The following is a 12,490-nucleotide window of genomic DNA, read 5'->3' as shown; positions in this document are numbered from 1 at the left end:
CTCGACCGAAGGATCCCCTCATGCTCGAAGCCCTCTCCGACTTCGCCGCCGGCCTACCCGCCTGGGCACAGTGGATCGGCATCATGCTCATCAGCGCGATCCCCTTCGTCGAGAGCTACTTCGGCGCAGCGATCGGCGTCCTCGTCGGCCTGCACCCCGTCGTCGCGATCGTCGCCGCGATCGCCGGCAATGCCGTGTCGATGCTCGGCTTCGTCTTCGCGGCAGATGCTGCGCGCGCCAAGGTGCTGCATGGGCGCGGCGAAGCGCGGGCCGAGCTCTCGCCCCGGCGCGCGCGCCTCAAGCGCATGTTCGATCGCTTCGGCGTGCCGGGCGTGAGCCTGCTGGGCCAGACGGTGCTGCCCAGCCAGATCACCTCCGGCGCGATGGTCTCCTTCGGTGCCTCGCGCAACGCCGTCATCCTCTGGCAGTGCATCTCGATCGTCGTGTGGGGTGTGGCCTTCGGTCTGCTGGCGCTCGGCGGCGTCGAGCTGCTCGCGCTGCGGTAGGGCGACGCCGGAGGGGCCGCTCCGGCCGGTGCGGCAGACTAGCCGCGTGAACGACACCACGATCGCCGCGCTCGACCGGCTCGACGCCCTGCGGAGCGCGCTCGACGGCGTCGCGCTGCCGCTGTCGGTCGCGGGCGCCGATGCCGCGCGGGATGCGCGCAGATCCGCGGTGCGGCAGATCGACGACTACATCCAGCCGCGGCTGAGCAACCTCGAGGCGCCGCTGCTGGCGGTGGTCGGCGGCTCCACCGGTGCGGGCAAGTCGACCCTCGTGAACGCGCTCGTCGGCATCCCCGTCACTCGCACCGGGGTCATCCGCCCGACCACCCGGCAGCCGATCCTGCTGCACTCCCCCGCCGACGCCGCCTGGTTCGCCTCCACGCGCATCCTGCCCGGCCTTGCCCGCGTGACCGGCACAGTGCGCGAGGCGCCCTCGAACCTGGCGGGCGAGGAGCCCGATGCCGCGCAGATCGGCTCGGTGGTGCTGGTCGCCGACGAGCGGGTGCCGCGGGACGTGGCGATCCTCGACGCGCCCGACGTCGACTCGATCGCAGACGAGAACCGCGAGTTGGCCGCCCAGCTGCTCGCGGCAGCCGACCTGTGGCTGTTCGGCACCACCGCCAACCGCTACGCCGACGCCGTGCCATGGAAGCTGCTCGACGACGCCGCCGCGCGCGACATCACCGTCGGGGTGGTGCTGAACCGCGTGCCGGCGGGAGCCGAGGCCGAGGTCGAGGCCGACCTCCGCCAGATGCTGGGGCTGCGCGGGCTCGGCACCGCACCGGTGTTCGTCGTCACCGAGTCACAGCTCGACGACCGCGGCATGCTGCCCGAGCAGGCCGTCGCGGGCATCCGCGGCTGGCTCACCGCCATCGCCGGCGATCGCGCCGAGCGGGCCCGCATCGCCGGGCGCACGCTCGCCGGCACCGTCGAGCGGCTCTGCGTCACCGCGCGCGCCGTCGCCGAGGCGAGGGACGAGCAGATCGTGGTCGCGGACGACCTGCGCGAGACCATCTCGACGGTCCACGGCGATGCGGCGGAGCGCGTCGCCGACGCGACCCGCGACGGCGTGCTGCTGCGCGGCGAGGTGCTCGCGCGCTGGCAGGACTTCGTCGGCACCTCCGACGTCTTCCGCACGCTCGAGTCCTGGTTCTCCCGGACGCGCGACAGGGTCACCGCCTGGTTCCAGGGCCGGCCGGCACCGGCGATCGAGGTGGAGCACGAGATCGAGTCGGGGCTCCACGCCGTCATGGTCGACGAGGCCGGGCGCGCGGCGTCCGAGGCATGGAGCCGAGTGCGGCAGAGCGCGGTCGGCAGGCAGCTCACCAGCGGCGCCGACCTCGCGCATCCGTCGCCGGAGCTGCCCGAGCGGGCTTCGCGGCTCGTGCGCGGGTGGCAGCAGGGGCTCATCGAGCTAATCACCGAGCAGGCCGCCGGCAAGCGCACCAAGGCCCGCGTGATGTCGCTCGGGCTCAACGTCATCACGGTCGCGCTCATGGTGGTCGTGTTCGCCTCGACCGGCGGCCTCACCGGCGGTGAGCTCGCCATCGCCGGCGGCTCGGCCGTCGTCGGCCAGAAGCTGCTCGAGACGATCTTCGGGGAGGATGCGGTGCGTCGCCTGGCCGCGCAGGCTCGCCAGGATCTCGAAGCACGCGTGCACGTGCTGATGGATGCGGAGGCGGCCCGCTGGGATGCGCTGCTGGCGCCGGTGGAGGCGGGCGCCGACGGCGACGCGCTGCGCGATGCCGCGATCGAGCTGCAGACCGCGATGGCCGGCGTCGGCACGTCCACCGGCGAGCACTCGCGCTCGCTGCTGCCGAGCGACTTGGTCGAGGCGGAGGCGCTCGACGACGAGGGCGAGTCGGCCATCGACGGTGAGGCGACGGAGATCCGCGAGCTGGCGCCGGGCGAGACGACGGAGCACCGCGAGCTGGGCCCGGGCGAGGCCGACCGATGAGCGAGCCGAGCGTCGACCAGCTGCTCGGGGCGCTCTCCGAGGCTGCGGAGCTGGGCGCCGGCCGCGTGCCGACCGACGAGCTCGAGCAGGTGCGGCGCATCGCCGAGCGCGCGGGAGAGCGGCGGGCGCTCTCGAGCGAGCACACCGTGGTGGGGTTCTTCGGCGCCACCGGCTCCGGCAAGTCCTCGCTGATGAACGCGCTGGCGGGCGAGCCGATCGCCCGCACGCACGTGGGGAGGCCGACCACCTCGGTGCCGCTCGCGGCCGTGTGGAACCCGCGCGGCGCATCCGCTCTGCTCGACTGGCTGCAGGTCGGCGACCGGCGCGTGATGGAGGTGCCGTTCGCCGCAGGCCAGGACCTCTCGCTCATCCTGCTCGACCTGCCCGACTTCGACTCCGTCGCCCTCGATCACCGGGCGATCGCCGAGCGGCTCGCCGGACAGGTCGACGTGCTGGTCTGGGTGGTCGACCCGCAGAAGTACGCCGACGCCGTCATCCACCGCGACTTCATCGCGCCGCTGGCCACGCACGCATCCGTCACCGCCGCCGTGCTCAACCAGGTCGACCGCCTGCCGCCCGGCGAGGTCGAGCAGGTCGTCGACTCGCTGCGCGGACTGCTGCGGCGCGACGGGCTCGAGCGGGTGCAGGTGCTGCCGGTCTCGGCGACCGAGGGCACCGGCGTCGACGCGCTGCGCGCACTGATCGCGCGCTTCGCCGCGGAGCGCAAGGCGGCGTCGCAGCGGCTCTCGGCAGACGTGCGGTCCATCGCCGGGCGCCTCGAGGCCGCAGGCGTGCCGGGCAAGATGCGTGGCGCCGATGTGCAGCAGCTCGAGCGCGGCCTCTCGCGCGCCGCGAACGTCGACGCGGTCGCGCAGGCGGTGGCGGACTCGTACCGCAAGCGCGCCGGGCAGGTCACCGGCTGGCCGCTGACCGCGTGGCTGCTGCGGCTGGCTCCCGATCCGCTGCGCCGGCTGCACCTGGCGCTCGGCCGCGACCGTGGCCGAGACGCCGAGGTGCACCGGACCGGCATGCCGCCGATGAACGCCGCGCAGCGCGCGCAGGCGGGGCTCGCGGTGCGCGCCTATGCGGATGCAGCCGCTGCGGGGCTCGGCGACGGCTGGGCCGCTGCGATCCACGAGCATGCGGCGGATGCGCTCGAGGCGCTGCCGTCGGAGCTCGACCGAGCGGTCGCCCGCACCGACCTCGGCGCGCGCGGCTCCTGGTGGTGGCCGCTGCTCGCTGCCATCCAGTGGCTCGCGCTGCTCGTCGCGGTCATCGGGGGTGTGTGGCTGCTGCTGCCGATCGTGCTGCCGCTGTGGGGCATGGTGGCGCCGGCGATCCCGCAGTTCGAGGGGACGGAGACCTGGCTCGACGGCTGGCCGATCCCGCTCGTCGGGCTGCTGGGCGGCGTGCTGGTGGGCATCCTGCTGGGCTTGATCGGCGCGGCCATCGGCGGTGCCGTGGGCGCCGCACGCCGCGCGCGGGCGCGGCGGCGGCTGCGCAAGCAGGTCGGCGCAGTCGCGCTCGAGAGCGTCGTGCTGCCGATCGAGGGCGAGCGCGAGCGGGCGCGCCAGTTCGCGGTCGCGCTCGCGCGCGCGAGCGGCCGCAAGCGCTGAGGGTCAGGCGGCGCTGAGGGTCAGGCGGCGCTGAGGTCACGCGGCGCCGAGCGTCAGGTGGTGCCGAAGGTCACGCGGCTCCGAGGATCAGACCGTGGCGGCCTGCCGGGCGGCGGCCGCAGAGGTGGCGGCGAGCGCCCGTGCCGCCCGCGCCTTGGCCTCGTCCAGTGTGACCGTCAGCAGCTCCGCCCGCACGTCGGCGATCGCTGACGCGCTCATCGACAGCGAGGTCACGCCCAGCCCCACGAGCACGACCGCCAGGCCGGGGTCGGCGGCGGCCTCGCCGCACACGCCCACCGGCTTGCCCGCCGAGCTGCCCGCATCCCCCAGCATCTTCACCAGCCGCAGCACCGCCGGGTGCCAGGGGTCCTGCATGGCGGAGACGCTGCCGAGCTGGCGGTCGGCAGCCATCGTGTACTGGGTCAGGTCGTTCGTGCCGATGGAGACGAAGTCGGCCACCTCGAGCACCTGGTCGGCGAGCACCGCGATCGACGGCACCTCGGCCATCGCGCCCACCCGCTCGAGCCCGAGCTCCTTGCCGAGCGAGACGAAGTACTCGGTCTCCTCGCGGTCGGCGATCATCGGCGCCATCACGTACAGCTCGGCCTCGGTCGCCGCCTGCGCCGCGGCGAGGGCCGTGAGCTGGTCGCGCAGGATCTGCTCGCTCGCCCGCAGCGCACGGATGCCGCGCAGGCCGAGCGCCGGGTTCTCCTCGTGCGCGTCGTTCAGGAAGGACAGCGGCTTGTCGGCGCCCGCGTCGAGCACGCGCACGACCACCTTCTTCCCGGGGAAGGCCTGCAGCACGTCGGTGTACGCCTTCGTCTGCTCCTCCACCGTCGGGGCGGAGGTGGCGCCCAGGAAGAGGAACTCGGTGCGGAACAGCCCCACGCCCTCCGCGCCCAGCGCCACCGCGCCGGGCGCATCCTTCGCCGAGCCGACGTTCGCCATCAGCGGCACCGTCGTGCCGTCGGCCAGCGCGCCCTCGGTGATGGGCGCCGTGGCGGCCGCCAGTCGGGTCTCGCGCTCGGCACGAGCTGCGGTGACGGATGCGTCGTCGGGGTCGAGCACGACGGTGCCGGCCTTCGCGTCCACGATCACGAGCTGGCCGTCGGCCATCGCGTCGAGCGCACCCACGACGCCCACGACCGCCGGCAGCGACTTGGAGCGGGCGAGGATCGCGGTGTGCGAGGTGGGCCCGCCGTCCTGCGTGACGAGCGCGAGCGTCTTCTCCAGGTCGAGCGTGGCCGTGTCGGCCGGGGCGAGATCGCGCGCGACGAGGATGAAGGGCTCGTCCGAGGCGGGAACGCCGGGCGCGGGCACCCCGCGCAGCTGCGCGACGACACGCTGGGCGACGTCGTCGAGGTCGGTGGCGCGTTCGGCCATGTAGCCGCCCATCTCGGTGAGCATGTCGCGGAACGCCGCGTACGCATCCCACGTCGCCTTCTCGGCGTTCGCGCCGCCGCCCAGGCGGGCGCGCACATCGTCGAGGATCGCCGGGTCCTGCGCCATCAGCGCTGCCGCCTCCAGCACCTGCTGGGCGTCGCCCCCGGCGGCTGCGGCGCGCGCGCTCAGATCGGCGGCGACCTCGGCCAGCGCCGTCTGCACCCGCTGGTGCTCGCCGTCGGCGTCCGCCGCCAGCGGCTCGTCGCTGGGCGGAGCCAGCGGCTCGGGCATCCTCAGCACCTTCGCGACGGCGATGCCGCGACCGACTCCGACTCCTGAGAGCGCACTCATGCGGCCACACTACGCTGGCCACCCGACCATCGCGAAAGAAGCGGAGGGGCCGTCATGAAGCAGCTGATCGAGCGGATCATGCACTCCAGGCCGATGCGCGCCTGGCAGCGATACAGCGCGACGCGCGGGCCGGTGCTCGCGCAGGGCATGACGCTGCAGGCATTCCTGTCGCTGTTCGCCGCGCTCTTCGTCGCGTTCGCGATCTTCATGGCGGTGCTGGGCGGCAACGTCGAGCTGCGCACCGCGGTGATCGAGTCCATCTCGCGCTCGATCCCCGGCCTGATCGGCGGCGAGGGCGAGGGCGGCGCGCTCGACGTCGAGGCGCTGACCGGGTCGAGCATCGTCGGTTGGGCCGGCGCGATCGCGGCCGCGTCGATCCTGTTCACAGCGATCGCGTGGGTCGCCGTGAGCCGCGAGGGATTCCGCGCCATGTTCGACCTCGACGACCCGCCGGCGAACTTCGTGCTGCTGAAGCTCGGCGACCTCGGCGTCGGCGTCGGGATCGGCGTGCTGGTGATCGTCTCGGCCGGCGTGCAGGTGCTCGCGACCGCGCTCGTGGAGGCGCTCGGCTTCGGGTGGGCGACACAGCTCGTCGGCATCGCCGTCCAGCTCGTGCTCGACACCTCGATCGTGCTGCTGCTGTTCCGCTTCGGCGGGCGCCTGCGGCTGCCTGCCAAGCAGATCGTTCCCGCCGCCGTCGTCTGCGCCGTCGCGTTCTTCGGGCTCAAGCTGGTCGCCACGCTGCTGTTCGGCGCAGTCGAGAACAACCCGCTGCTCGCCGGCATCGCCGCTCCCGTCATCATCCTCATCTGGCTCGGCTTCATCATGCAGATCCTCCTGCTCGTGCTCGCCTTCGTCGCGGTCGGGGCGACCGGCCGCGCCTACACGCGGCTCGTGCAGAGCGGCGGCATCGATGCCCGGCTCACCCCCGAGCGCGCGCGCGAGCTGCTCGACGAGCTGCAGGAGAGCCGCAAGGACGGCGACGATCCCGTGAAGATGCACAAGCGGCTCGCGAAGCGCGCCCGCTGACGGGACCGGCAGCGCGCAGCGTCCCCGGCACGCGCATCCGTCGCCGTCCGCAGCGCGCGAGGGTGTCGGCCGCGGTCGGTAGGCTCGAAGACATGGTCCGCATCGCCTCCGTCAACGTCAACGGCGTCCGCGCCGCGTTCCGCAAGGGCATGGGCGAGTGGCTCGAGTCCGGCGGATTCGACATCGTCGCGCTGCAGGAGGTGCGCGCGCAGGATGAGGATCTGCTGCCGCTCGTGCCCGGCTGGCACATGCTGCACGACCCCGCCACCGCGAAGGGCCGTGCCGGCGTCGCGGTGCTCTCGCGCGAGCCCTCGATCGCGCACCGCACCGACATCGGCCTGAAGACCTTCGACACCAAGGGCCGCTGGCTCGAGGCCGACTTCCTGATCGGCGAGACGCTGCTGACGGTGGTCTCGGCCTACGTGCACTCGGGCGCGGTGGGCACGCCGAAGCAGGACGACAAGTACCGCTTCCTCGACTCGATGGCCAAGCGGCTGCCGCAGCTGCGCGCGCACAGCGAGCACGTCGTGGTGATGGGCGACCTCAACGTCGGCCACACGCCGCTCGACATCAAGAACTGGCGCGGCAACCAGAAGAGCGCCGGCTTCCTGCCCCAGGAGCGCTCCTACTTCGACCGCTTCTTCGGCACCGGCATGGTGACCGGCGTCGACGGCGTGCGCGGTCGCGGTCACGGCTGGGTCGACGTCGGCCGCGCCGCGCATCCGGAGGTCGACGGCCCCTACACCTGGTGGTCGCAGCGCGGCAAGGCCTTCGACACCGACACCGGCTGGCGCATCGACTACCAGATGGCATCGCCCGCGCTCGCGGCCGTCGCGAGCGAGTACCGCGTCGACCGCTACCCCTCATACGACACCCGCTGGTCGGACCACGCCCCCGTCGTCGTCGACTACAACCTCTAGGAACCTCATGGCACAGCCCCGTCTCTACTCGGGGATGCAGCCCTCCTCGGGCTCGCTCCACCTCGGCAACTACATCGGCGCGCTGCAGCAGTGGCGGCAGATGCAGGAGGGCTACGACGCCTTCTTCTCGATCGTCGACCTGCACGCGATCACGGTGCCGCAGTCGCCTGCGGTGCTCCGCGAGCAGGTGCGCACGCTCGCCGCGCAGTACATCGCCGGCGGCATCGACCCGGACAGCTCGTGCCTCTACGTGCAGTCGCACGTCGCCGCGCACGCGCAGCTGGCCTGGCTGCTGGGCACGATCACCGGCTTCGGCGAGGCCAGCCGGATGACGCAGTTCAAGGACAAGACCGCCAGGGGAGGGCAGGAGGCGGCGTCGGTGGGACTGTTCACCTACCCGATCCTGATGGCGGCCGACATCCTGCTCTACGACGCCGACCTGGTGCCGGTGGGCGACGACCAGAAGCAGCACGTCGAGCTCACCCGCGACCTCGCCGAGCGCTTCAACAAGCGCTTCGGGACGACCTTCACGGTGCCGAAGCCGCAGATCCTCGCTGACGGCGCCCGCATCTACGACCTCCAGAGCCCGGAGTCGAAGATGTCGAAGTCGGCCGACAACGACAAGGGCATCGTCTGGCTGCTCGACGACCCGGCGAAGACGGCGAAGAAGATCCGCTCGGCGGTGACCGACACCGAGGGCTCGATCCGCGCCGACAAGGCTGCCAAGCCGGGCGTGACGAACCTGCTCGACATCCTCAGCGCCATGACAGGCGCGCCGGTGGCATCGCTCGAGGCGGAGTTCTCCGGCCAGGGCTACGGCGTGTTCAAGACGGCGGTGGCGGATGCGGTGGTCGCCGAGCTCGCACCGGTGCGCGAGCGCACGCTCGAGCTGCTGGCAGACCCGGCCGAGCTCGACCGGCTGCTGGCCGTCAACGCCGACCGCGCCGCCGAGGTGGCCGACGCGACCCTCGGCCGCGCGCTGGAGGCCATGGGGCTGCGATGACCGCGCCGGCTGATTCCCGCCTGGCGGGCCCGATGCTGCCGGTGATGGGCGGCAAGGTCGTGCTCACCGCGCTGCGCGAGGACGACATCGACCGCGTGCTCGAGGCCTGCACGACCGAGCAGGCGCGGCGCTGGCTCGAGACGCCCTGGCCGTATGCGCGCGCCGATGCCGAGGGCTTCGTGCGCGAGTTCGCGCCGGCCGGCTGGCGGGGCGAGCACGAGGAGCGCGTCTGGGCGATCCGCGAATCGCTGCGCGGCCCGCTCGCGGGCGTCGTCGGCCTGCGCACCCTCGAGGGCGAAGTGGGCTTCTGGCTGCACCCGGCCGCGCAGGGCAGGGGCCTGATGGCGGATGCGCTGCGCACCGTGGTCGGGCACGCCGAGGGCTGCCTGACGTGGCCGGAGGTGCACTGGAGCTGCTACGACGGCAACGTCGGCTCGATGCGGGTGGCGAAGGCCGCCGGCTTCACCTACCTCGGCACTCGCGAGGGCACGCAACGGGGCGAGCCGGTGCTGCAGCACCGGGCTGTGCGCGTCGCGAGCGGCACGCCGGCCGGCGCGCGCCCCTGGCCACCGCTCGACTGACGCACGCCGGCCGGGAATGGGTGTGCCCGCATCCGAGTTGTAGGGTGGCAGTGCAACGTGCCCGGGGTCAGTGCAAGTCTGAACCGGCGGTGAGAGTCCGCGACCCGAGCGACCTGCGTCAGGACGAGCAGGGCGATCGGCTGAGCTGGTGGAATTCCAGCACCGACGGTGAGAGTCCGGAGGGGAGGCGCACGCAGGGTCCGCCGGCGACCCTCCGTTCCCCGTGCTCGTTCGGAAAGGGACGGATGTCGGGGATCACCGCAGCAGAGCGCCGCGCGATGGCTCGCGCGCGCGAGCTCGCGCTGCAGGGACCGCGCAGCACCAACCCGCAGGTGGGCGCCGTCATCCTCGCCACCGACGGCCGCACGCTCGCCGAGGGCTTCCACCGGGGCACCGGCAGCCCGCACGCCGAGGTCGATGCGCTCTCGCGGCTCGCCGCCGGCGAGGCGACGGGTGCGACGGCGGTCGTCACCCTCGAGCCCTGCAACCACACCGGCCGCACCGGCCCGTGCGCCCTCGCGCTCATCGACGCCGGCATCGGTCGCGTCGTCTACGGCGCATCCGACCCCGGCGACGAGTCGAGCCACGGTGCCACCCGCCTGCGCGAGGCAGGCGTCGAGGTCGACCGGCTCGACGTGCCGGAGGCCGACGCGCTCATCGCCGACTGGCTGTTCGTGCAGCACACCGGCCGCCCGCGCGTGACGGTCAAGTGGGCGCAGTCGCTCGATGGCCGCGCCGCAGCCGCCGACGGCACCAGCCAGTGGATCACCGGCCCCGAGGCGCGCGCGCACGTGCACCGCGAGCGCAGCGCCCACGACGCGATCGCCGTCGGCACCGGCACGGTGCTCGCCGACGACCCGAAGCTCACCGCCCGCATCGAGGGCGTCGACGACGCCCCGCAGCCGATCCCGGTCGTGTTCGGCGATCGCGTCGTGCCCGAGGCGGCGGCGCTCCGTCGGCACCCCCGGCAGCTGCGCACGGCCGGGCACGACCTCGAGCGCGAGCTCACCGCCCTCGCCGCCGACGGCATCCAGTCCCTCTACGTCGAGGGCGGGCCGACGCTCGCGAGCGCCTTCATCCGCGCCGGGCTCGCCGACCGGCTCACCGTCTACATCGCGCCGACCCTCCTCGGGGGCCCGCGCACCGCCATCGACGCCCTCGGCGTCGACACCATCGACGAGCAGCGCCGCCTCACGGTCACGCGGCTCGATCAGCTCGGCCGCGACCTCCTGGTCGAGGCCACGACAGAAGGCGAGCACTGATGTTCACCGGCATCATCGAGGAGCTCGGCGAGATCGTCTCGTTCGAGCCCAACGGAGCGGCCTGGCGCCTCACCGTGCGCGGCCCGCTGGCCGTCAGCGACGCATCCCACGGCGACTCGATCGCGGTGAACGGCCTGTGCCTCACGGTCGTCGACCAGACGGCGGATGCGTTCACCGCCGACGTCATGCAGGTCTCGGTCGACATGTCCACACTGGGCGACCGCAGGCCCGGCGACCGCGTCAACCTGGAGCGGGCGGCCGCGGTGGGCGACCGCCTCGGCGGCCACATCGTGCAGGGCCACATCGACGGCACCGCCACCGTGCTCGCGATCACCGAGGGCGATGGGCAGCGCACCGTGCGCTTCTCGCTCGACGGCGAGCACGCACGGCTGGTGACCACCAAGGGCTCGATCGCGGTCGACGGCATCTCGCTGACGGTCTCCGGCATCAGCGATGCACACGAGGTCGAGCAGTGGTTCGAGGTCTCGCTCATCCCCGAGACGCTCGCCTCGACCACGCTCGGCTTCCGGGCCGTGGGCGAGCGCGTCAACATCGAGACCGACATCGTCGCTCGGCACGTCGAGCGCATGCTGCAGCTGGAGGGCAACCGATGAGCATCACCACCATCGACGTCGCGCTGAAGGCGCTCCGCGAACGCAGGCCCGTCATCGTCGTCGACGACGAGGGCCGCGAGAACGAGGGCGACCTGATCATGTCGGCGCAGCTGGCGACCGCCGAGTGGATCGCCTTCATGGTGCGCCACACCTCCGGCTACCTGTGCGCGCCGCTCACGGCCGAGCGCGCCGACGAGCTGGGGCTGCCGCTGATGGTGCTCGAGAACGAGGACGAGCGGCAGACCGCGTACACGATCACCGTCGACGCCGCCGACCGCTCGTCGACCGGCATCTCGGCCGACGACCGCGCGCACACCCTGCGCGTGCTCGCTGACCCCGACTCCGATACGACGAGCCTGCGCCGCCCCGGCCACATCGTGCCGCTGCGCGCCGTCGAGGGCGGCGTGCGCTCGCGGCCCGGCCACACCGAGGCGGCGGTCGAGCTGATGCAGCTCGCCGGCCTCTCTCCCGTGGGCGTGATCGGCGAGCTCGTGGAGGATGCCGGCGAGATGCGCCGGCTGCCGTCGCTGATCGCGTTCGGGGAGGAGCACGACCTGCCGGTGATCACGATCGCCGACCTGATCGACTACCTCGACACCGGCGGCATCCCCACCGCCTGCGGCGGCGCGAACGAGGAGTCGGCGCGCGTCTCCTTCGAGGTGGAGACGAACGTACCGACCCGCTTCGGCACCTTCCGCGTCGCCGCCTACCGCGACCGGCAGACGGGCGCCGACCACCTGGCGATCATCTCCGGCGACCAGCTCGGCGACGGCGCGCTCGTGCGCGTGCACTCCGAGTGCCTCACCGGCGAAGCGCTGCACTCGCTCAAGTGCGAGTGCGGGCCGCAGCTCGACGACGCCTTGCAGCAGATCCAGCAGAACGGCGGCGGCATGGTCGTCTACCTGCGCGGTCAGGAGGGGCGCGGGATCGGCCTGATCAACAAGCTGCGCGCCTACAAGCTGCAGGAGGAGGGCCTCGACACGCTCGACGCCAACCTGGCCCTCGGCCTGCCCGCCGATGCGCGGGAGTACGGCGCGGCCGCGGCGATCATCCGGCAGCAGGGCGTGCAGTCGGTGCGACTGCTCTCGAACAACCCGCTCAAGCGCGAGGCGCTCGAGAACCACGGCGTCGAGGTGCAGGAGCTGGTGCCGCTGCTGGTGGGCGTCGGCGCGCACAACGAGCACTACCTCGAGGCCAAGCGCGACCGCATGGGTCACCGGCTGCCAGAGGTCATCATGCAGAACGACGAGCAGGGAGAGGGCTGAGCC

The 12,490-nt window shown here is 73.0% G+C and carries 11 protein-coding genes and 1 riboswitch; of the genes, 10 read left to right on the top strand and 1 reads right to left on the bottom strand.

Annotated elements, in window-relative coordinates:
- Nucleotides 1-20 precede the first annotated feature (20 nt).
- From BM288_RS08410 to BM288_RS08400, 3 genes are read left to right on the top strand one after another with little or no spacing between them, the layout of a single operon-like run.
- Nucleotides 21-506, top strand: coding sequence for a hypothetical protein (locus BM288_RS08410; protein WP_092917919.1), 486 nt, complete (start codon nt 21-23; stop codon nt 504-506).
- A gap of 46 nt (nt 507-552) precedes the next feature.
- Complete coding sequence (locus BM288_RS08405; RefSeq protein ID WP_092917917.1) at nt 553-2,463, top strand: dynamin family protein; 1,911 nt, start codon at nt 553-555, stop codon at nt 2,461-2,463.
- Nucleotides 2,460-4,079, top strand: a complete 1,620-nt coding sequence (locus tag BM288_RS08400) for a GTPase family protein (protein ID WP_092917915.1) — start codon at nt 2,460-2,462, stop codon at nt 4,077-4,079. Before BM288_RS08405 ends, BM288_RS08400 begins: the two co-directional genes overlap by 4 nt.
- Before the next feature lie 87 nt (nt 4,080-4,166).
- Here the strand turns inward: BM288_RS08400 and ptsP are convergent, their stop codons facing one another.
- Entirely contained in the window at nt 4,167-5,813 is a 1,647-nt protein-coding gene (gene ptsP / locus BM288_RS08395) for a phosphoenolpyruvate--protein phosphotransferase (RefSeq protein ID WP_092917913.1), read from the bottom strand.
- Between the two features lie 54 nt (nt 5,814-5,867).
- On the opposite strand from ptsP, the gene BM288_RS08390 reads away from it, so the two are divergent.
- From BM288_RS08390 to ribB, 7 genes are all read left to right on the top strand, one after another.
- Nucleotides 5,868-6,842 (top strand): YihY/virulence factor BrkB family protein, encoded by a 975-nt coding sequence (locus BM288_RS08390; protein WP_092917911.1) that lies wholly within the window; start codon nt 5,868-5,870, stop codon nt 6,840-6,842.
- A gap of 92 nt (nt 6,843-6,934) precedes the next feature.
- Nucleotides 6,935-7,762, top strand: a complete 828-nt coding sequence (locus BM288_RS08385; protein WP_092917909.1) for an exodeoxyribonuclease III — start codon at nt 6,935-6,937, stop codon at nt 7,760-7,762.
- Nucleotides 7,763-7,769: 7 nt separating this feature from the next.
- Nucleotides 7,770-8,765 (top strand): tryptophan--tRNA ligase, encoded by a 996-nt coding sequence (trpS, locus tag BM288_RS08380; RefSeq protein WP_092917907.1) that lies wholly within the window; start codon nt 7,770-7,772, stop codon nt 8,763-8,765.
- Nucleotides 8,762-9,346, top strand: coding sequence for a GNAT family N-acetyltransferase (locus BM288_RS08375; protein ID WP_092917905.1), 585 nt, complete (start codon nt 8,762-8,764; stop codon nt 9,344-9,346). Before trpS ends, BM288_RS08375 begins: the two co-directional genes overlap by 4 nt.
- Nucleotides 9,347-9,400: 54 nt before the next feature.
- A riboswitch (FMN riboswitch) is annotated at nt 9,401-9,542 on the top strand.
- 49 nt (nt 9,543-9,591) lie between these two features.
- Nucleotides 9,592-10,608, top strand: a complete 1,017-nt coding sequence (gene ribD, locus BM288_RS08370; RefSeq protein WP_092917903.1) for a bifunctional diaminohydroxyphosphoribosylaminopyrimidine deaminase/5-amino-6-(5-phosphoribosylamino)uracil reductase RibD — start codon at nt 9,592-9,594, stop codon at nt 10,606-10,608.
- Nucleotides 10,608-11,222 (top strand): riboflavin synthase, encoded by a 615-nt coding sequence (locus BM288_RS08365; protein WP_092917901.1) that lies wholly within the window; start codon nt 10,608-10,610, stop codon nt 11,220-11,222. Before ribD ends, BM288_RS08365 begins: the two co-directional genes overlap by 1 nt.
- On the top strand, nt 11,219-12,487 hold the full coding sequence (gene ribB / locus BM288_RS08360; protein ID WP_092917899.1) for a 3,4-dihydroxy-2-butanone-4-phosphate synthase: 1,269 nt from the start codon (nt 11,219-11,221) through the stop codon (nt 12,485-12,487). The genes BM288_RS08365 and ribB overlap by 4 nt, the downstream gene beginning before the upstream one ends.
- Nucleotides 12,488-12,490: the final 3 nt, after the last annotated feature.

The sequence above is a fragment of the Agrococcus baldri genome (assembly GCA_900114805.1).
Taxonomy (GTDB): domain Bacteria; phylum Actinomycetota; class Actinomycetes; order Actinomycetales; family Microbacteriaceae; genus Agrococcus; species Agrococcus baldri.
Note: the sequence above shows the minus strand (reverse complement) of the source record. Positions and strands in the feature narration are given on the sequence as shown.